Annotated in this window: 14 protein-coding genes and 1 pseudogene; 11 read left to right on the forward strand and 4 right to left on the reverse strand. The window is 55.0% G+C overall.

The window, feature by feature from the left end:
* The first annotated feature begins 4 nt into the window (after window positions 1–4).
* The 11 genes from traW to KO539_RS16745 all read left to right on the forward strand — a co-directional run bounded on the left by traW (window position 5) and on the right by KO539_RS16745 (window position 12798).
* A complete protein-coding gene (gene traW / locus KO539_RS16695; protein WP_257626319.1) occupies window positions 5–700 on the forward strand; it encodes a type-F conjugative transfer system protein TraW in 696 nt (231 codons plus the stop codon).
* Window positions 697–1704 (forward strand): TraU family protein, encoded by a 1008-nt coding sequence (locus tag KO539_RS16700; protein ID WP_219310608.1) that lies wholly within the window; start codon window positions 697–699, stop codon window positions 1702–1704. Before traW ends, KO539_RS16700 begins: the two co-directional genes overlap by 4 nt.
* A gap of 100 nt (window positions 1705–1804) precedes the next feature.
* Window positions 1805–2467 (forward strand): type-F conjugative transfer system pilin assembly protein TrbC, encoded by a 663-nt coding sequence (trbC, locus tag KO539_RS16705; RefSeq protein WP_219310609.1) that lies wholly within the window; start codon window positions 1805–1807, stop codon window positions 2465–2467.
* A gap of 2 nt (window positions 2468–2469) precedes the next feature.
* Entirely contained in the window at window positions 2470–3783 is a 1314-nt protein-coding gene (gene traN, locus KO539_RS16710) for a conjugal transfer protein TraN (RefSeq protein WP_219310610.1), read from the forward strand.
* Window positions 3777–4190 (forward strand): hypothetical protein, encoded by a 414-nt coding sequence (locus KO539_RS16715; RefSeq protein WP_257626320.1) that lies wholly within the window; start codon window positions 3777–3779, stop codon window positions 4188–4190. Before traN ends, KO539_RS16715 begins: the two co-directional genes overlap by 7 nt.
* Window positions 4187–5041 carry a conjugal transfer protein TraF gene (traF, locus tag KO539_RS16720; protein WP_219310611.1) on the forward strand — a complete coding sequence of 285 codons (855 nt, stop codon included), beginning with the start codon at window positions 4187–4189 and terminating at the stop codon, window positions 5039–5041. The genes KO539_RS16715 and traF overlap by 4 nt, the downstream gene beginning before the upstream one ends.
* Window positions 5042–5051: 10 nt before the next feature.
* Window positions 5052–6473, forward strand: a complete 1422-nt coding sequence (locus tag KO539_RS16725) for a conjugal transfer protein TraH (RefSeq protein ID WP_219310612.1) — start codon at window positions 5052–5054, stop codon at window positions 6471–6473.
* 37 nt (window positions 6474–6510) lie between these two features.
* Complete coding sequence (locus KO539_RS16730; protein WP_219310613.1) at window positions 6511–9375, forward strand: conjugal transfer protein TraG N-terminal domain-containing protein; 2865 nt, start codon at window positions 6511–6513, stop codon at window positions 9373–9375.
* Between the two features lie 449 nt (window positions 9376–9824).
* Complete coding sequence (locus KO539_RS16735) at window positions 9825–10403, forward strand: hypothetical protein (protein WP_219310614.1); 579 nt, start codon at window positions 9825–9827, stop codon at window positions 10401–10403.
* Between the two features lie 32 nt (window positions 10404–10435).
* Window positions 10436–11434, forward strand: coding sequence for a S49 family peptidase (locus KO539_RS16740; protein ID WP_219310615.1), 999 nt, complete (start codon window positions 10436–10438; stop codon window positions 11432–11434).
* A gap of 122 nt (window positions 11435–11556) precedes the next feature.
* Complete coding sequence (locus KO539_RS16745; protein ID WP_141169651.1) at window positions 11557–12798, forward strand: RNA-guided endonuclease TnpB family protein; 1242 nt, start codon at window positions 11557–11559, stop codon at window positions 12796–12798.
* Window positions 12799–13552: 754 nt separating this feature from the next.
* On the opposite strand, the gene KO539_RS16750 is transcribed toward KO539_RS16745, so the two are convergent.
* The 4 genes and pseudogenes from KO539_RS16750 to KO539_RS16765 all read right to left on the reverse strand — a co-directional run bounded on the left by KO539_RS16750 (window position 13553) and on the right by KO539_RS16765 (window position 20498).
* Window positions 13553–14650: an HNH endonuclease gene (locus tag KO539_RS16750; protein ID WP_219310616.1), complete on the reverse strand. Its 1098-nt coding sequence runs from the start codon at window positions 14648–14650 to the stop codon at window positions 13553–13555.
* Between the two features lie 9 nt (window positions 14651–14659).
* Window positions 14660–15391 carry an NYN domain-containing protein gene (locus KO539_RS16755; RefSeq protein ID WP_219310617.1) on the reverse strand — a complete coding sequence of 244 codons (732 nt, stop codon included), beginning with the start codon at window positions 15389–15391 and terminating at the stop codon, window positions 14660–14662.
* A 194-nt stretch (window positions 15392–15585) separates the two neighbouring features.
* Window positions 15586–16251 (reverse strand): annotated as a pseudogene (locus tag KO539_RS16760) (IS30 family transposase); the annotation flags it as partial.
* Between the two features lie 35 nt (window positions 16252–16286).
* Window positions 16287–20498 carry a DUF4365 domain-containing protein gene (locus KO539_RS16765; RefSeq protein WP_219310618.1) on the reverse strand — a complete coding sequence of 1404 codons (4212 nt, stop codon included), beginning with the start codon at window positions 20496–20498 and terminating at the stop codon, window positions 16287–16289.
* Window positions 20499–20504 lie beyond the last annotated feature (6 nt).

Here is a 20504-nt window from a genome sequence, read left to right on the forward strand (position 1 = left end):
GAAAATGATGGCATTGCTTGAGTCGACGTTAGTGACACGGCGCTTCCGCTGTCTGCCATGTGGTGAACTGGCCATGCGCGCCTTGTCGATCCTGTTGCTGGCCAGTGGCCTCATGGGAGCACTGGCAGATGCCGAGGAGCTGGCCGCGATCGGGCCGACGTATCCGATTGCCGAGCAAAACTTGCTCGAGATGATTGCCCAGCGCCTGCGCGCGCTGGAAAAGAGCGGCCAGCTTCACGCACTGCAGGAGCACGCGATCGCCAAAGGCAGGGCGGCCGTGGCCAACCCGGCACCGGTGGCAGGTTTGACGCCGGCGAAGGCACCACGAACCGTCTATGTTGATCCCACCTATGTGCTCGACAAGAACATCCTCGACGCACAAGGTCACGTCTTGTTCCCCGCCGGCACCCGTACCAACCCGCTTTCGATCACGTCCATGTCGAAAAAGCTGCTGTTTTTTGACGCGCGCGATCCTGCACAGACAAGGATGGCGCGCAGCCTGCTCCAGCGCGATGGCGCGCGGATCAAGCCGGTACTCGTCGGCGGTTCGTATCTGGAGCTGATGAAACAGTGGAAAACGCGGATCTACTTCGATCAGCAGGGCAGATTAGTAGGGCACTTTGGCATCCGGCATGTCCCCGCATTGGTGTACCAGGAAGGCATGCGCCTGCGCATCGACGAAATCGTGGTGGCCAGATGAGCCTACTAAAACACACCATCGGTTTGATCCTGCTCCTCATCGGGTCAGGCCATGCCCAGCCGGCGCCGGTCGGTACCTGCACTGGCGCCTTTCCGAATCCGATCACGGATATCTGCTGGTCATGCATCCTGCCGATTTCCCTGGGCAGCGTCACTCTGGGCAACCTGGGCGGCCAGGAAGACACCGCCAATCCGTCCAGTCCGATTTGTTCGTGCAAAGTCAATCCGGTGATCGGCCTGTCTATCGGCTTTTGGGAACCCGTGCGCCACGTGGAAGTGGTGCGCAAACCGTTCTGCCTGGTGTCCCTCGGTGGCATCGATCTCAATCCGGGCATCCCTGCGCCGGAAGCCGCCCGGGCCACGGACGCAGGCGGCGCCCAGGACGCCTTTTACCAGGCGCATTTTTATGTCAATCCTGTCATGTACTGGCTCAAGGCGGTCGCCGATTTTCCCTGCCTGGAGGCCGGCTCCTTCGATATCGCCTACATGACCGAGGTCGATCCTCTGTGGGGAGATGATGAGCTCACCTTAATTATCAATCCGGAAACGGTGCTGTTCGCCAATCCGGGTGCCGTCGCTGCCTGCGCCGCAGACTGCGTTGCCGCCACGGCGGGATTTGGCCGCTCGGAATTGTTCTGGTGCGCCGGCTGCCAGGGAGGTCTTTTCCCGCTCGATGGCCACGCGGCCTACCACGTAGGTGGGGTGCGCACCGCCGAACTGATGATGCAGCGCCTCACCGCCAAGATGCACCGCGAGCTGCTGACATGGGGCATGCATGGCCATAAAGGGCTGTGCGGCCCGTACTTCCTGCCGGAAATGGACAAGACGGCCTACAAATCCCAGCTGACATATCCCATTCCGTCCACCGACAAGGAACTGGGCAAATGCTGCCAGCCTTTTGGGCGCACCACCATCGCCTGGGGAGCGGGCAAAGAATACCCCGTCAAGGGCGAAGATTTTGCGTTTATGTTATTTCGTAAAAGGAACTGCTGTGTCGGCTACTAATCCAATCCAAGTGCCCCTTGCGGGCGCCAGGCCTGCTGCGCTGCGTGCCATGGCAGGGCTAGGTGTACTGTTTCTGGCCCAGGCCGTGGCGGCGCAGGCGATGCCAACGATCACCGACGCGGAGATCGAACGCGCCAAACAGCTCCAGCCGGTCATCACCGAGCAGGATATCGCTCGCGCGGTACGGGCCAATCCTGTGCCGCAAGACCTGCCGCCAGGGCCAACTCCCACTACGCCACGGATGCGGATCGACGCCTTGCCCCAGCCTCGACCCACGCCACCCGTCGATCTGGGCGCCATTGCCAAAGGCTACGAAGCGGCATCCAATCCAATCGCGCTCTCTGCGTTGAATGGCGACCGGCTGCTGGTCTTTGTGACCTTCGCTATGCCGGAAGCCGCTCTTCATATGCTGGCGATGCAGGCCGCGAAGCTGCACGCGACCCTGTTACTACGGGGGCTGGACGACGGATCACTGGTCAAAACTGTGGCGCATGCCCAAAAGATCATGGGTGAGCGCAAGGTGGCATGGCAAATCGATCCGCAGGCATATGACCGCTTTGCCGTACGCCAGGCACCGACCTTCGTTTTACTAAGTGCCGGCGCGCCCGCCCAGGTCTGCGGGGCAGGGAGTTGTTTCGCACCGGATGCCTATGTCCGCGTCGCCGGCGACGTCTCGCTTGAATACGCGCTCAAAACCATCCAGCAACGCGCACCGCGCTTTGCCGGCAGCGCCGGCCGCTTCCTGGACAAGATGGGGAAATAGCCATGCGCCGCCTGATCGCCCTGACGACCGCCTGCTGCCTGAGCAGCATGCAGCCTGCCATTGTCCTGGCGCAAGTCAACCAGGATCTGGCCGGCGCCACGGCTGCCAACCAGGCGGCCCGGGCCAGCGTCACCACCCAGAGCGCCACTGCCCACGTGCCCGGCTATACGCTGACGCCACCCGAAACCGTCTACCACGGCAAGAGTGACCTCAAAAGCGATGCCAGTACCCACCTGGCGGCCTGCGCCCTGACACCCGGCGACCCGGCCTGCGCGGCGCAAGTGGGCGCCCTGAACTCGGCCAACACGCCGCGCCCGCCCGTGCTGGCCACCGATCCGAGTATCGCCGCCGCGCAAGCCATTGCCCGCGATCCTTTGAGTGCCGAGACGACGCTGGCCGCGTACACCACCGGCTGCCCCGCTGGCGCCACTTGTGCGCCAAAAACGTTCTGCCTCGGTACGCAATGCTTCAGTACCAGCTATACGAACGACGTCGATTTTGCGCAGGTCATGACCTACATGGAGGCCGTGCGCGAGGCCGGCGTCTATCTCGATCCGAAGACCATGACCTTGTTCAATGGCGAGGGCAATACCTGCCGCAACCGGCTCCTCAAAAACTGCTGCTATACGGATGGCGCCGGGGCCCACTTTACTAACCAGTCCCTGTTTGGCATCGGCTCGCGCCTGGTATTCGACATCCTGATGAACAGTGGCAACCGCGAGTTCATCACGCAAGGCGCCAAGGCACTGCTGACCAGTGGCGGTTTTAGCGGCAGTTATACGACGTTCGGCGTGACGGTGGCCGTCAATGGCACGGCGCTGCCGGCGGGATCGATCACGCTGGCCACCACCGAACACCTGGCGATCGCGTTCAATCCGTGGAGCCTGGCGATGACGGCGGTGATGTACATCGCGGTCTCGATGATGTCCTGCAACGCCGGCGAGGGCAAACTGGCGATGAAGGAGGGCGCCCAGCTTTGTCACACCATCGGCACTTGGTGCAGCTCCTGCATCCGGGTATTGGGTAAATGCGTGTCGTGCATCGAGCACACGACCTCTAAATGCTGTTTTAACTCGCGCCTGGCCAGGATGATTAACGAACAGGGGAGGGCGCAGCTCGGCATGGGCTGGGGAGCACCCAAAAATCCTGCCTGTTCCGGCTTTAGCGTGGCGCAACTGCAAAGCATCGACTTTGCGAAGCTGGATCTGACCGAGTTCTATGCCTCGATCGTGCCGACGCTGCCCAACGTGGCGGCAATCAAGGACGCTGCCGGCCAGCGCGCGCCAAGCTGTTATCTGGGGAGAGGGAAATGCTGAATCGAACCACGACGTGCAAGGTTTTGCTTGCCCTTTGCTCCGCCATGCTCTGCGCCGCAACCAGTGCGGCTCCGGAAGCCACACCCCGCGTGGCGGTGAACGATCCGAGAGTACTGATGTTGGCGGCCATCGATGCACCCGACGGCCGTGCAGCCGGCATGCTGACGGGAGAACTGGCGGACGCGATCACCCGGCGCTTCTCTGCCACCTCTGCGCTCTTCATGGATGTCACGACACTGGCTCGTTACGCCCAGGACGGCTGCCGCCGGCTCAACGTCCGCTTGTGGCAGGAAGGCGTCAGGCTCGCACCGGGGCAGGCACCAAATAGGCAAACGATCGATATCGGCATCAATTACTGCCGCAATGGCCAGCCGCCCGCCAATCTGCGTCTGGAGAAAACGCCATGAGAAGGTATCCCTACTGTCTGGCAGTGCTGGTCGCCTGCGGCGCAGTACACGCCCAGGTTCCCGCCAGTGTCCCTGCAATAGGCCGCGCTGCTGGCGCGCAAGCCGATGTGCGGCGCGGCTGGCATTTTTATGACGACCCGGCAGTGCACGCACCGCAGAAGGAAGTGGTCCCGCCTGCGCCAGTCGCGCCGCCAAAGCCCACCACGCCGCAGCCACCGCCTGAAGTCAAGGCGCTGCGTGAGCTGCAGGTCCAGCTGGAACAGCTCAAGGCCGTCGCCGTCATGCATCCCACTGTCGCCAATGTGCGCCGCTACATGGAACTCGAATCGAAGGTCCTCAGGAATGCCTCGCTGTTCGCCGACCTGTCGCAGAAAGTGGCGTGGGCCAATCCGGACCTGGACCCCACCACGCAGGGCCGGCCCGTCAATGTCCAGGCGCTGGAGGTATTTGAACAGGTGCAGATGCAGGAGCGGTCATCCGCCCTCGCCAACATCGGGACCGACCACATCCTGATGTTTTTCTTCCGTGGCGATTGTCCGTACTGCCATGCCTATGGGCCGGTATTGCGGGCATTCTCCTCGAAGTACCGTATCCAGGTGCTGCCAGTCAGCCTGGATGGCGGCGCGGTGCCGGGCTTTACCAATGCCCGCACCGACAACGGTACCGCCGCCACGCTCAACGTCAAGCAAGTTCCGGCGCTGTTTTTGGCACAGCCCATCACCGGCAAGATCATGCCGGTCGGTTTTGGTGTGCTGTCGGAAGGCCAGCTGGTGGAACGGATCGACGCCCTGCGGCCGCGCGCCGCAGAAGCCGTCGAAGCGCCGCTGACAACCAATTACTCATCTCGTTAAGGAGCTCATCATGCCTATGCGCAAACTCATCATCGCACTATCCCTGTCCACCAGCACCCTGTACACCCATCCGGCCTTCGCCGGTGACCTGAATGCCGAAGTCAACAAGATGTTCAACGACCTCGGCGCGATAGGCAACTACTCTGCGCCGGGCGCCTTCCGTGGCCAGGTCTACAACACCTATAGCGGCGGCAGCCTGATGCTGCGCGCGCCGAACAAGACATACCAACTCATGGCCATCAACTACCCGACGGCCAAAGCCGGCTGCGGTGGCATCGATCTTTTCGGCGGCTCGTTCTCCTACATTTCGGCGGCCGAATTCAAGAACATGCTCAAAAACGTCACCTCCGCGCTGCCAGGCGTAGCGTTTCAGCTCGCGCTCGAATCGGTGTCCCCGCTACTCGGCGGTATCACCAAGTGGACCAAAAACCTCGAGTCCATGATGACGAATGCGCAAATCAATTCCTGCAACACAGCCAAATCCCTGGTCTCGTCGGCCGCCGAGGCCACGGGGTTCAGCTCCAGCAAGGCCTGCGAGGACATCGCCGTCTCGCTGGGCCTCGAATCGGACTATGCCGCCGCAGCCGTTCGCTGCAAATCCGACAAGGGCTCCATTCTCGATACGGCACGCAAATCTTCCGATCCCCTGGTCAAAAACAAGGCCCCGTTCGTCGGCAACCTCACCTGGGAATCGCTCAAGCTCGCCGGCAACTACCTGGACGACAAAGAGCGGGAAATGGTCATGAGCATGGTCGGCACCGTCATTTTCTATCCGGAAGGACGAGACGACAACCCAATTGCTCCGACCTTCACTTCCATCTCCCAGCTGCTCTATGGCCAGTCGGACGCTGGCGGCGGGAACGTCCACCAAACAGTGTTGCGGTGCAACAATTTTACAACGTGTGACCAGGTTACCGTGGATCCCGCCTACGTCCACACGCCATTTACCGCCAAGGTTGAAAAACTGATGCGTTCTATCGCTTACAAAATCGAGACGCGCACACCGATTCCCAACATGTCGCCGGAGGTCGGTTTTGTGAACCAGACCAGTGAGCCTGTCTACCGCATGCTGTCGATCGGCGCATCGTTTCCTTCTGCCACAGCCAATGAGCAGCTGATTGCCACCTATCGGGATGTGATTGCCGCGGATTACGCCTACATGTTTCTCGAGAAGAACCTCAGGTTGGGTATGGGGGCACTCGAAAAGGATTTCACGTTAAACACCCAACAAAAGATAAGAGCGCAAGAAATCCGGCTGCGTGCCAAAGACATGCTGGCCCAGCTGTCCCGCGAAAAGGCCCTTGTCTACCAGAAAGTAGGCTCTATCACGGTGGTGTCCAACCACCTGGAACAACTGTCACGGCAAATGCGCGCGAATATTCCGCAGCAGGTACTCGATCTGCTGGGACGCCAGGCCGCCTATCTGCGTTGATAAAAAGTAGAGAAGTAAAAGAAGGAGGTAAATAGTCATGTGGGAAATTTTCGCTTACCAGAACTCGGACAGTTTGTACGGGCTGATGAATGCAGTGGCCGCCATGGTCGGCGCCAACACCTACCGAAATGCTCTCGGCATCGTTGCCGTGTGCGGCTTCGTGGCCGCACTGGTAGGCTATGCCTTCGCCCCGGAAAAGATGGTGGGCTGGAAGTGGCTCGCCTCGGTCGTCCTGGTATTTTCAGTACTCGTAGTGCCAAAGGTCACTGTCGGTATTGTCGACAAGACGGGAGGTTCGGCCGAAGTATTCGTCGACAACGTCCCGTTCGGCCTGGCGGTGCTTGCTTCGCTGACCAGTACGGTCGGCAATAGTCTGACGGAACTCGAAGAAACAGCCATGCAGGTGATTCCGGGGCCCGCCGGCATGCCGGATAAGCTGAGCTATCAGAACAATGGACTCATGTTCGGCAGCCGGCTGGTGCGCGAAACGTCCAAGGTCGTGTTCCAAAGTCCGTACTTCAGGAACGATCTGATTAATTTTCTGCACCAGTGCACGATGTTCGATCTGGCCTCTGGCTACCTGTCACCGGAAGCATTTGCGACCTCTGGTGACGTTTGGGCGCTCATGGGGGATCCCAATCCTGCCAGGTTTACCGGCGTCACGAATGCGGCCGGTACCTCGGAAGTGCTCACCTGTCCTCAGGCATATACAAAGCTATCGGCGAAAATGCCGGCCGAAGTTCAGCGCATCCAGGGCACACTGGCATTCCGCATGAATCCGACGCTTCCTGGGACGGTAGCCTCGGCCCTGATCGCGGACCAGATACAGCAAGCCTATCTGAAAGCAAAAATTGCCGACGCCTCGGCCAGCGCTGCTGATATCATCCGCCAAAACGCACTCATCAATGCTGTGAACGACACTAGCCTTCTGGCTGGCCAAAAGGACAACGATCCGGCCACGATGCTGCTGGCTGTCGGCCGCGCGCAGGCGGTGGTTCAGACCAATGCGGCGTGGATCAATGCTGGGAAAATAGCTGAACAAGCACTGCCCGTCATCCGTAACGTGGTCGAAGTGGTGGCGTACGCGATGTTCCCGCTGCTGATCCTGCTCCTTATGCTGGCTAACGGCAAAGATACCGTGGCTGGCTTCAAGAACTATGCGTCTGTGCTGATTTGGATCCAGCTTTGGCCGCCGTTGTATGCCATCCTCAACTACGCTGCGACCATGTATGCAATGCGCGATTTGGCCGCCGCGGCCAGCGTAGGCAACGGGGTCAACGCCCTGTCGCTGACTACTTCCTCGACCATTTTTTCCAGCGCCATTTCTGGCGAAGCCGTCGTCGGCTATATGACCATCAGCATTCCCTTCATTGCCTGGGCTGCCCTCAAGCGCATGGAGAACTTCGGCACCGCGCTCGTCGATGGCATGCGCCTGTTGCAAGGCAATGTGACCACTGCCACCAATTCGGCGGCAACAGGCAACGTATCTATGGGAAATGTCGCCATGGACCAGATGACCTTGGCGCCTGTCCGCTCGTCACCGTTCTTCAGAAGTCGGCAAAATGATTTTTCGGGGAACACGTATACAGGTGGTGAACTGTCTGGAATCACGGCAGGAAAAGCATTTGCCAATGAGGGGCCTGTTTCGAAGATCGTCGACGCCAAGATTACGCAACAGCACGTTGCAGCCGCTAGGAAGTCCGCTAGCGCGGCAAAGTCTGAGGCCATCGCAGCCACCAATGATAAAGCCGCAGTCCTGTCGGACGCGCTAACACATTCGCAAGGAACCTCTGGTATTCAAAACGCGTCTAAAGGTACAAACAGGGCTAGTACAGAAGGTTTTGGACAACGTACGAACGAGCTCCGCCAAGTGGCCGAGAATGTGGCCAAAGCAACTGGGGCCACCGAGCAGCAAGTAGCAACCGTCGCATTTGGCGGCGCTGTTGAGTTTAAGCCCGGCATACCTGGAGTCGGAAGCGTCGGTATATCTGCTCGTGGTGCCAAGGATTACGTCGCATCGATTGACCAACAACTAAAAGAGATCAAAAATAAACTAAGTAGTGAAGAAGTAACAAAATTTAAGGAATGGGGAGAAATGCTTGCCAAAAATACTAGCTTATTGAATTCGGTAATATCGGACCATAGAAATGGGCAAGAGATCGCTGCAAGATTGACAAATTCTGTTTCTAGATCTGAAAGAGCGGATGCAACGCTTCGAGAACAAGAAGAATATTCAAGAACTGTCTCCGGGGCATTTGAACGCGGTGAATTAATGAGCATCGATCTTGCAAAAAATCCTAAAAACATCGACTTGTTTGAAGCGCTACTCTCACATGGCGAGAGTAGCGCTTCCGCTCAAATACTATTTGATTCGCATTTAGGTAGTATCGCGAAGTCACCGATTATTCCTAGCACAAAATCTAATCTTCCGAATTCATTTAAAGCTGTTCGAGAAATTTATCATCGTGATAAATCCGACCTGTCTTTGAATCCGGATTTAATAAAAATTCACAAAAACAACAAATTAAAGGTGAATCAAAAACCTTCCGGGAAAATAGGGGGCAGCGGGGAGGTTGCCGATGCAAGCGGCACAAGCTTACAGCGAGAAGGAAAAAGCTGGGTTGAAAAGGAACAAGTGAGAATCAAAGAATCCCCATCGCCATTGCAGAAGGAAATTTCTAACAAATACGACGCTTTAGACCGAGAAGTAAATCAATCAAAGAAGGATTTTTACAAATCTACAGGCATTAAAGAAAACCCATCAGGACACATTGCGACAGATAAATCTCTTTTTGGAAATGCAAATGAACAAGTTACTGAAGATCCCGATGTCGTTGCCAAACATTTCCAATATCTAAAAAGAAAGGCGAAAGATAATTTGAATAAATTAATAAATAAATAGACGCACATTAATTCTCCCTAGATAACCATCTAGCATCTAAACTTGAATTGCCATGCTCATCGATTCTGTATGACGGATTTTTTATGAGATTTCCATCATAAAAATCGGTATCGTATCGATGAGCATGAGAGCGCAATGTGGTTTCCCCACTGCATTTGTGAAATTTCGTAATTATATAATGTATAAGGTAAATCAATTCATATAGCATTACAATAAAAATGAAACCAATTATCGAAAAAATGGCTGTTACCGTTGTAGATTCGCCATATCCGAGAACGCCACCGAAGATCGATCCGACGATTCCACACATCAATACTTTCTTTAAATGAATCATGAACTTCCTCCACGAACAGGTGACCAAGAAAGGAAATAATAGTGATATTTTTTCTTTTTTCAAGTATGTAAATATAAATTCAGACTGAATAACTTTACGGAAGGACATTAAAATCATGTATGGCTGGAAATTTTTATCAATTATGATTTTCCTTTCTTTAAGTCTTTTTTCAACTTCGTCGCATGCTGTAGCCTTCGCAAAAAAACCGACGGATGACTCGGTCTGCGATTTAGCGCCGAAGACCACGAGTCGGTTAGGGCAAAGGACCTTCGTTGAAGCCGGCACGCGCGATGAGAGCGAAATTTATGCTCGGCTCGCCCTTCGCTTCGTCACAAAGGCGTGTACAAATGGCCAGGTTTTGCTTTTGCACTCCGAGGATGGAACAGAGTTCGACGAGCAATATTTTCGCGCCGTTACAGCTCAGCTATGTAGCGCCTCTGCGGTAAAACGAGAATCTGCCGCTACTCAAGAACGCCCACATGCTTTCATGCTGGAATGCCCGATCTCGAAGATCAAAGAAGCCACCGCAGCATTAGCCGAAATGGAAAAAGCAAAACCGACGGAAGCCATGATCGCGGACGGTGCGCCGATGCGAAGTGCGCAGCCAAACCGGAGAGAAGAAGAAAAAAAAGCGTGTGGTGACAAGATGACCTGGGAAACTGTCGTACTGGGTTGGGGGGGCAGTTGTCGCTAACTTATCGCGCCTAGCCCCCCCAAGGAAACGCCATGGAAAACAAAGACGACAAGAGTCAAGCTGAACTGCAGGCCGCCAATCTCGCACTACTGATGTTGGCTGAGATACGCGAACAACGCGCGGGATTCAGGGAAGAACGCCTGGCGCTTGAACGGGATCGAAAATTTGCTCGCCGCCTCACCGTGGCGCTGAAGTCGTTGCTCGTTCTCATGCCACTCCTGTTCGGCCTGTACTTTTTCATGCAAATGTTGCAGTTTAAAATAGGTCCCTTCGGCCCGGTCATAGGCATAGTGCACATCGAAGGCGAGATCGCTGCAACCTCACTCGCGTCCGCAGACAAGATCGTGCCGGCCCTGAAGCGCGCGTTTGAGTCAAGCAACGTTACTCAGATAGTTCTGGCAATAGACAGTCCTGGCGGCGCGCCGGCCGAGGCCGAGCGTATCGGAAACGCGATTCACTCTTTTAGGAAAAAGCACCCGAAACCGGTAGTGGCGGCGATCAGCAACGTTGGCGCATCGGCTGCCTACATGATTGCCTTGCACGCCGACAAGATCATCGCCGGGAAATACAGTCTGGTGGGATCGATCGGCGCCATCATCGCGCCATGGCAGCTGTCGCGTGCGCTGGACCGCCTGGAAATCTCGCAGCAGGTATATGCATCCGGTCACCTGAAGGCATTCTTGAATCCGTTTACACCGCCTAGCCAGGACGCGCAAGCCAAGGCGCAGGATTTGGTGGACAGGGTAGGGCGAACATTTTTGCGCGAACTAGAGGAACGGCGCGGCCGCGTACTGCGGCACGACGTCAACTACGCCAGCGGGGAAATCTGGAGCGGGTTAGAGGCAAAGGAAATTGGCCTGATCGATGCCATCGGCACGGTGGATGACTTCGTGGATGCTCAAAAGGAGGGGACTGCATTCAACTTTGGACCACACCCTGGCGGATTTGGCCAAATGGGTGCCCTGATCTCAACCTCGCTCATTTCTTCGCTCGACGACATCATCGCGAGGCAGAGGTTTCAGCTCAGGTAGAGGAGGGAGAGCGGAGGTGCAATTCAGTACGGTATGCAATCCATGTCAAGCAAAAATACGGCGCAAATTGGTTAGCTTTCTTGTGGCCGATACTGCCTTTGCAGGAGTAAGCTTGAAAAATCATGGAAAGATATCAAGCCTACAGGTTCGAGTTGAGACCAACCGGCGAACAGGAGCGCGCCATGCGCCGCTTCGCCGGTTCTTGCCGGTTCGTCTACAACAAAGCCTTGGCTCTGCAAAAAGAAAATCACGCAGCCGGCAACAAATTCATCAGCTATGTGGCCATGGCGAAATATCTGACAGCATGGCGCAACAGTTCCGAAACCCCTTGGCTGTCGGACACGCCGTGCAGCAGCTCGCAGCAAGCTTTAATAGACCTCGATAGGGCATTTAAAAACTTCTTTGAGAAGCGTGCCGGTTTTCCCAAGTTCAAACGCAAGGGTACGGGTGATGCCTTCCGCTACGCGAGCTCGAAGGAGTTCAAACTCGATAAAGGTAATGACCGTGTCTTTTTACCCAAGCTGGGCTGGATACGCTACCGCAACAGCCGCGAGGTCTTCGGCGAGTTGCGCAAAGTCACCATTAGCAAATCATGCGGCAAGTGGTTCGCGTCGATTCTGACCCGTCGCGAGGTCGAACTTCCCTTGCCTAAAGCAGCGACGGCGATCGGCATTGACGTTGGGATCGCCCGCTTTGCCACCCTGAGCGACGGCAGCTTCATCGCGCCGCTCAACAGCTTCAAGAAACACCAGCAGCGCCTGGCGCGCTACCAGCGCCGTATGGGCCGTAAGGTCAAATTCAGCAGTAATTGGAGGAAGGCGAAAGCGCGCGTCCAGAAAATTCACACCCGCATCGTCAATGCCCGTAAAGACTTCCTCCACAAAATTACCGCAGCAATAACCCAAAACCACGTGCTCGTCTGCATTGAGGATTTGCAGGTAGGGAAAATGTCCAGGTCCGCCAAAGGCACTGTCGAACAGCCGGGCAAGAGGGTCAGTCAAAAGTCGGGGCTGAACCGCGCCATTCTCGATCAGGGATGGGGCGAGTTTAGGCGGCAGCTAGACTACAAGATGGCGTGGAACGGCGGTATGCTCCTGGCAGTGCCGCCGCACCACACTAGCCAGACATGCCCAGCTTGCGGCCACGTGTCGGAAGACAATCGGCAGACGCAGGCAAATTTCCAGTGCGTCAATTGCGGTTACACAAATCACGCCGATACAGTTGGCGCGATAAATGTGCTTGAGCGGGGGCACCGCTTGCTAGCCTGTGGAGAGATGGCGCAGTCAGGCCGCTCGAAGAAGCAGGAACCCGCCGAAGCGTGTCGCAACTCATCGCGCCGCGCTGTAGAAATCTCTGTCCTTTAGGCAGGGAGGATGTCAAATCCTGGAGCGGGGGCACCGCTTGTTAGCTTGTGGAGCGATGGCGCAGTCAGGCCGCTCGAAGAAGCAGGAACCCACCGAAGCGCTTCGCAACTCATTGCGCCGCGCCGTAGGAATCCCCTTCCTTTAGGGCGGGGGGGATGTCAAAATTGCTCGATGTATGAATTGGGAACCGGCTCCCTGTCGTCCAAGGCCTCCGCCATATAGGCGAATGACTGGGAGCTGATCGGCCGACCGCGTTGCATGGTCTGATCCGGCAACACGGTCGATCCGCATGGGTGACGCAACAGTTACCGAAGCAGTCTCAGGGTAATAGCCAACAGCCGGCCGCACCGGCGCCGTGGACCTGATCGACCATTTGCCGGCGTCGCCGCAAGGTTGACTAGCAACGCAGCACCTGGTCGCGATGAGGGCGGCACCGGGCGGAACTGATTTGGTTCATCAGTTGGTTCATGCGGCCAGCCGGGCAAGAAGGTCAGCCAGAAGTCGGGGCTGCACCGTGCCATTCTAGATCAGGGCAGGGACGAGTTCAGGCGGCAACTCTCCTACATAATGGAATGGGACGGTGGCACGTTGCTGGCCACGCCACCGTACCACACCGGCCAGACGTGTCCGGCTTAGGACGCGGGACGGGAACGGAGCGTACGCCACCGCATCAACAGTAAGTTGCTCCGGGTCTTATAAAAAGCCCAACTTCAAGCGACTTGCGAGCGGCTAGTGAGTTCGTGGCGATTCACTGTCAGCTCTGGAACACTTTTTCACGGTGATATTCGAGATATGGCGTAACTTCCTTAGGCAAAAAACGAAGTGGCATAGGTAGTCCTAACTCGGTCCTGTGCCTCTCGTGCAAGCGTGGGGAAATCATCATCTGACCATCGTTGCCGAAACTGATTAAGCCTATGTCAAACAAGGCGTCCAAGTTTGCCGATAGGAGCAAGCCATTATGCTCATCCAGCTTTTGCTTGCCCTTTGAAGTAGCCCAAGGCTTGATGTGAGAAGCAATGAGAAGTTCACGGCAATTAATGCCAGTGACGGCACACGCGCCACCCCAAATACGGATTAAGTCCTCACGGAATTGACCCTGACCACGCCGAGCATTGATGTAGGTTAGAACACTGGTGATTGGCTCACCTTCGTTCGCCATCTCCTCAGCACTGATCGGTTCGGATGGAGCGCATTGAATAGCGTCACTGAGACGTTGCCACTTCTCGCCACGCTGTTCTAAAGGTATCGCATCAAGAAAACGAGCTGCAACCGAACGCTCAAGATTGGTGTAGGTCCCGAACATGCCAAGCAGTTTTGCTTGACCTGTAATTTCCCTTGGATTGAGTGTCACAGGTTCGTCAAGCCACAAAAAATAATCATCGGGACACAGCCAGTTAGGTATCCAGTGTAGATCCTTCTTCCAGTCAGCCAAAAAATCTTTACGACTGCCTCCATACTGATGCTGAACATTAGGAACCGCCCAGGCATCGTTTTGAAGGTTGTTCAAAGAAAGGGCTTTAGCGAGCTTTTCACGTTGTTCTCTGTGATGTTCGGCAGCGAGACAAACGGCATTTCCAGCAATGCCTACAAGCTGTTGGACATTGTCATGCGAGACGGTCATGAAGACAAAAGTTTGACCAGCGTTTTCGTCAATTGGTGCATTGCCAAGACCCTCAGTGTGAAACACTCGGAAGCGCTGTTGTCCTTTCTGTAGCAACATCCGTGAGGAGTTGTTCCATTCCTCATGACCGTAGCCGGTGTCTTTGGGGTAGCCACTGGACGCAATGACCCCTGACGGCGCGACGTATGCTTGAGTGTTCCAAAAAATAGGCTTTTGAATGAAGAGCGCCATGTCTGTCCTCTACTTCAAGCGAACGAACAGATGAACATGAGGAGAATCTTCCCTATGAACCTCTTTGACCTCAACAAATGAGAGCTTCCGCATCAGCTCACCGAGCTTTTCACAGCCATAGTTCCGAGGATCGAAAGCTGGACTGTTCTTGATGATTAGAGCGCCCACACCAGCAAGGGCAGCAAAGCCATCATCTCTTGCAGCAGAAGTAATCGCCTTGCGAATAATTTCCTCCGTTTCACCGAGATTGATAGGTGTTGGTTTGGCAGCGCTTTTACCTGTTGGCTTGGTTGTTGATGCCGCTGCCGGCCGCAAAATTTCGGTATAGATGAACTTGTCGCATGCGGCTACAAACGCGGCAGGAGTCTTCCTCTCACCGAAGCCATAGACAACCAAGCCAGCCTCACGAATGCGCGTAGCTAGGCGAGTAAAATCACTGTCGGACGACACCAAACAAAAGCCGTCAAGTTGCTGCGCATGGAGCAAATCCATTGCATCAATGATGAGGGACGAGTCCGTAGAGTTTTTGCCAGTGGTGTAGCTGAACTGCTGGATAGGTTGAATCGCCATAAGATGAAGCGTATCTTTCCAACCCTTGAGATTGGTAGTGGTCCAGTCACCATAAGCACGTTTTACAGACGCCGTGCCATACGTGGAAACTTCTTCTAAGAGCTCCTTGATGATAGAGGCTTGCGCGTTATCCGCGTCAATCAAAACTGCTAATTTTGCGTTAGTGGTCATTGGTGCTTATCCTATTTATGGTTCTTAACCTGGTTCGCGCACGTCACGGATAGCAAGAGGGCGGCGAGATGACCGACCTTCTTAGAATTCCTGTTAAAATGGCAACCCACCAATTATAGCGAGTTGTTCAAAGGAAATGCGGCTTGACATGTCATTTCCACAGTAGGATATGTGTAGTCGTTTAATGGGCGGACTCAACCGGTCCTCGCAACACTAGACTGTTGAACAAATTTTAGGTATTCGTCCAGTACTTCTGCCGGGGTCTTCCAACCAAGCATTTTCCGGGGTCTAGAATTCAGCGCATTGGCAACAGCCTGGATTTCTAGAGCGTTCCACCGAGACAAGTCTGTACCCTTTGGGAAGTACTGCCGCAATAGGCTATTCGTGTTTTCGATTGTGTCGCGCTGCCATGGGCTATGCGGGTCGGCGAAGAGTGCCTTCACCCTGTACTCGACCGTGAAGCGGGCATGATCTGAAAGTTCTTTGCCACGCCCCCCGGTCAATGACTGCCACAAAAGGGTGGGCATGTCCGTCACGGTATTCTTGAGCGCATTAGCCATCGTGACAGCTCCGTAGTCAGCCAACGCGGGGCCATTTTTCGTCCTAGGTATCAATCCGTAGCCTTCCTCGCGAGGCAGGTGGACAAGCATGGTGAAACTGCTTGAACGCTCAACTAGCGTTCTGATCGCAGACCGGTTTAGTCCGATGATCAAGTCCCCCTCCCAATGCCCCGGGACCGCATGATCGTCGGCTTCTGCAGGCCGGTTGGAGATCATTACGTCCTCGCTCACATGTGCCCAGGCTTTGGCTTGTGCCCTTGCTCTCGGTACGCGCAATGCCCTCCCAGTACGCAGGCAGCTAGCTTTGAGGCCTCGTGGAAAACTGACTCAGTTATCTAAGGAATTTTGCGCACCCATTGGAGCGACTCCGCGAAGATGTGAGGCGTGACCAATTTTTGCCCGTATCCATAGTCCCTGACATTTTCATTCTCACTAATTAGTGGCGTAGGATCTGGTTGTGGAGCAGTAGGGGGCATTATTCCGTAATAGGTCACGTTTACCTTGCCACTTTCACGAACCCAACGACGCCAATAGTCTGGCTTCGATACGCAGGCTGGCGTCCAATGATCTACGAATATGGGAAGCCTTCCGAGTTTCTTTACGGCATCCTCGCGCCAAAGCTTGCAACAATTTTGGAATGCGCGCTTTGTATTTGAGCCGTCCTTAAGCCCTGACTCGAAGAATGTTTTGAGAGAACGGCGGCTAAAGCTCTCAGGCTTCACGTCATTGTTAATGGCTACGCATGCGATCATGAGTAGTCCATCGATCAACCTCACCGCATTTTCCTTCTCCGGCTGAAAACGTTCCAGCAACAGCTGATAAGTCTTCCAGAACTTAAGGCTGATAGAGCCATCAGCTCCAGACAGGGGGAGCGACATCGCGGTATTCCTGGCCAAGAGAGCCAAGGAGGTTTCTACGTTGGGTGGAGGATTGGAGGCCAACAATGTCTTCTCCTGCCAAACGGCGATCAGCGCGGCGATGGATATCGGGCTGTGGCTGGCGTCGAGTAACATTACCGCCATTAGACTTGAAGCATGTTGTAACATTTCTCCATACGTCTGGCCAAAACGCTCCCACATACCCTTGAAAATGGAAATACAAAGCTCTGAGGAGTGAAGGATGTCCTCGCCTTCTTTCACATTTTTTGCAGTGGACAAGCTGGTGGGCAGGCTGGCAAGCTGCCATCCTTGCTGGACTGCGATTCCAACGCCCCAGCTGCATAGCTGGCCAATCTTATCCGCTACCTGTCTCGAAGTTAGCAGTCCGTTGCTTTCCAGCGTAGCCAAAATATCCAAAACGCAGATGCTTTGAAAATCGCCATCATGCCCTTGACAATAAATTCTAAAAATGGAATCGTCGGAATACAAAAGATGCTGAGGTTGCTTTGACAAAGTTTGGATCTCTGCCGCAATTCGGAGGGAGGCGACACCGCCGTCTTCCGCATCTGCCTTGGCGCTTCTAGGTTGTAGCAGTTGTCCGAAGTGCTTCTGAAGACTGGCCTGTATTGATCGACATTTTTCTCCAGCGAATGATCCAAAAACAGGGTCGGCCAGCTTGCCGATTTCAAGCATCGTCCGCTGTGCAACGGCCACTTTGGGAAAAAGTTTGAAAATCAGGTCGATGAGGTCGAGGTCGTTAGCAACCAACAAAGAGAGATGATCCATCAATGGAATTTGATCCCGCATCTTGTCCCACGGGAATGCGTTCCATTGCCCCTGGATCATTTGCAGCAGTAGGCATTGATCTGTGCCTTTCGCTTTCTTGGATGCTTCCCACAGTGCAGGAAGGTCTCGCCCCAAATTTGCGTCGAGCTGCGGACGCCAGGCGAATGGCGCTCCTTTCGACTTTTCACTTAACGACTCTGCTTGCTGGCGGCGGACCTCAATGCTTTCGGGGGTATCCCCAACCAACCTCATCAATGTCTCCAACATTTCCTCTGGCGTCGCGTTTTCAGCGAAAGACGCAGAACGCAATACCTTCGAGTTCGGAAATTTTTCAGAGTAGCGCTTCAGCCTGGCTTGATATTCTGTGATTTGCTCTGCGTCGGGCTCTGTGGGATGAGGCGATGTCATGACCATCATTAAGAATGCGCTCTCATCGATTTCGTCGTCGGGGTCGATCAACTCTCCGATGCGCCAAGCAATTGCGTGCGCGCGCGGATCGGACGGATTCTTCGCTCGAACCAAATGATGAAGCAACTTCAGATGTTCTACTTTTTTGTCGGTCCCACTAGACAGAGCCAGCATTTTCTCCGTCATTGCCATTGCCTCATCCATAAAGCCGCATCGAATGGAGATGTCGATGTGAACCGTAAGAACGAATAGTTCCGATACACCTTTCGCAATTATCGGGGATAACAGCGCGCGCGCTTCTGCTGTGCGGCCCAACCGGTCTAATGCCAAAGCGGCGACCGCGGCCAATGTTGGGTTCTCGGCGAAACGCTCGCGGCCATCCTCCGCGAGTGCCAATAGCTCCTCCCATCTCCCCAGCGTCGTGTAGGCCTGCCCTAATTGCAAAAGTGGTTCGACCGGTAACAATCTGTCACCCATCAACACCTCTGCGACCGCAACGATCTTTTCAGCCTCGGCCAATTGATGAGGATTGAGCGCATGAAACAAATGAATCGCGAGCGAGAATGGCCGATTTTGGCTTTCAAACTCGGCGAAAAGCTCGTCGAGTGCCTGGGTTCGCTTGGCTTTATTTTTGGAGATGGTCGAGGCGTAGTTCCATACCGCGCGTTGATATGAAAGCTCTGGACTTCCTTCAAAAAGCGGTAACCATGTCTCGACTAAGTCCCCCCTGACCAAGCGGTCAGCGGAGGTTATGGCCGAGCTGAGAGCTTCTCCGAACATGGGATCGGTACGGTTAATTGTCGGTAGCTGCGTCTCGAAAAACGCCACACATTCGGCATCTCTTTTTGTGACGTGCAGCATGGCGGTCTTGCGAAGCATAGTGGTGGAGTTTTGCGGTTGCATCGCGTTGGAACTCAGAGCAAGATCAAAATCGCCTGTCTGGGTTGCCAAAGACTCTACAGCGGATTGCAGAGTCGGAAGGGATGGGCGCTTTTCTACTGCCTCCTTCAGAATCGCCAGCGCCTGTTCCTGTTTGCCGATGATTGAGCTGGCGGCGCAAAGAATATCTGCCAAAAATTCGACGTTGACTGGCCAGCCGCTTGCTCGCAGGCCATCCGCAGCCAGTTTCATGCCGCTCCAAGCATCGTGCACCAGATTCAAATTAACTTCGGGCCTGCCTGTCAGCGGGAGGGGGTGACTTCCGCTTTCCGAATCCAGGTTCAACGCAATGTTGAATTGGGCGCGGGCTTTGATGATCAAAAACAGAATGCGCGTCCCATCTTTCAAGTCTGGCAGCAGTAGGGCGGCCTCGCAGGCGGCGAGGGCATCTGTGGAACGTGAGCGCATTGTGCGGATGATGGCCAAGGCTGAGAGCTGCTCAGCACCGGAGAACGCTGACAACGTCTGCTCCGCTTCGTCGAATCTTTTTTCTGCGGCAAGAATGCGGGCCTTGATCGACAGGACTGCCGGTTCGGAGGACGTCAATTTGGCAAGTATGGCGCCCATATCACCAGGACTGTCTTCAGAAAAACCTATGCCAAACTTAGTCTCTGCCCAAGCAGCCAAATACTTTGGATGCCCTGGCGCGGCTTCCATGGCCTTCTCAAAGGAACCACAGGCCTCGTTTTGGCAAAGACGAGATAGGCTCTCGCGTCCGGTGAGATGCCAGTAGTCCGCGACTTCCAATGGAACAGCTTTGTGCATCAATGCGCTTGCCGAAACAAGTCGTCCTGCAGCTCGCTCGAACGCCCCGGTGTTCAAATCTTTTTCGACCTCGAACAAGAGCCAAGCCATTGATCCAGGCGGCCTGTCCGGCCACACAGTTGCCGGCTCCTCGGACAGGGACTCCATAAGGGCGGTGCTCCGCGCCGAGAATCCCCCGGGAAGCTTTCCGAGCAGGGCAGCTCGTTCTCTCTGGTCCATTGACGGGCTTCGCTTCTCAAGTGTCATGTCCAGCGAGGCTCCGATGTTCGCGAGCGCTCTAAATTGCGACAAGTCCTTGGACAGATCTGTGTCACCGTTCAGAGTGTTTTGTTTGGGAACGTGAAGGGTCACATAGAGCTGTTCGTCGGGAAGGTTGCGTGCGTTCAATCTGCGCAACTCGTCATGAATCCAGACGTAATAAAGCGGACATTTTATGGCGACGGCATTAGCGCTCAGATCGCAGAGGACAAGTAGTATGGGCTCTGTAAAGCGCGCATAGTAACGAATGGTCGGTGCTTTGAGTTGAATAGAAAAATGGATTCCCTCACCGTTTAGGTCGGGTATGGTCGTCCCTTTTAGCTGAACCCGGAACATGTCGGTAGCTTGGCCATTCTGCAAAGTTTGAACTTGGTAGTCGATGCCAAAATCGTCCGTGCCGTCTGTGCTCTTGGGAAGCCATGTTTCTGGACAGAGTGCTGTGAAGCATTTTTCGGCTCTGAAACCAATGTTCTGAGCGTTACTAGCAGTGGGGAGGCGGCCTGTATCGGACATTCGAGT

Origin of the sequence: Janthinobacterium sp. NKUCC06_STL (assembly GCF_019345455.1) — a bacterium.
GTDB lineage: Bacteria > Pseudomonadota > Gammaproteobacteria > Burkholderiales > Burkholderiaceae_D > Janthinobacterium > Janthinobacterium rivuli.

Coding starts and splice junctions, on each gene's coding strand:
- traW (WP_257626319.1), top strand. CDS start 5: ATGATGGCATTGCTTGAGTCGACGTTAGTGACACGGCGCTTCCGCTGT.
- KO539_RS16700 (WP_219310608.1), top strand. CDS start 697: ATGAGCCTACTAAAACACACCATCGGTTTGATCCTGCTCCTCATCGGG.
- trbC (WP_219310609.1), top strand. CDS start 1,805: ATGCCAACGATCACCGACGCGGAGATCGAACGCGCCAAACAGCTCCAG.
- traN (WP_219310610.1), top strand. CDS start 2,470: ATGCGCCGCCTGATCGCCCTGACGACCGCCTGCTGCCTGAGCAGCATG.
- KO539_RS16715 (WP_257626320.1), top strand. CDS start 3,777: ATGCTGAATCGAACCACGACGTGCAAGGTTTTGCTTGCCCTTTGCTCC.
- traF (WP_219310611.1), top strand. CDS start 4,187: ATGAGAAGGTATCCCTACTGTCTGGCAGTGCTGGTCGCCTGCGGCGCA.
- KO539_RS16725 (WP_219310612.1), top strand. CDS start 5,052: ATGCCTATGCGCAAACTCATCATCGCACTATCCCTGTCCACCAGCACC.
- KO539_RS16730 (WP_219310613.1), top strand. CDS start 6,511: ATGTGGGAAATTTTCGCTTACCAGAACTCGGACAGTTTGTACGGGCTG.
- KO539_RS16735 (WP_219310614.1), top strand. CDS start 9,825: ATGTATGGCTGGAAATTTTTATCAATTATGATTTTCCTTTCTTTAAGT.
- KO539_RS16740 (WP_219310615.1), top strand. CDS start 10,436: ATGGAAAACAAAGACGACAAGAGTCAAGCTGAACTGCAGGCCGCCAAT.
- KO539_RS16745 (WP_141169651.1), top strand. CDS start 11,557: ATGGAAAGATATCAAGCCTACAGGTTCGAGTTGAGACCAACCGGCGAA.
- KO539_RS16750 (WP_219310616.1), bottom strand. CDS start 14,650: ATGGCGCTCTTCATTCAAAAGCCTATTTTTTGGAACACTCAAGCATAC.
- KO539_RS16755 (WP_219310617.1), bottom strand. CDS start 15,391: ATGACCACTAACGCAAAATTAGCAGTTTTGATTGACGCGGATAACGCG.
- KO539_RS16765 (WP_219310618.1), bottom strand. CDS start 20,498: ATGTCCGATACAGGCCGCCTCCCCACTGCTAGTAACGCTCAGAACATT.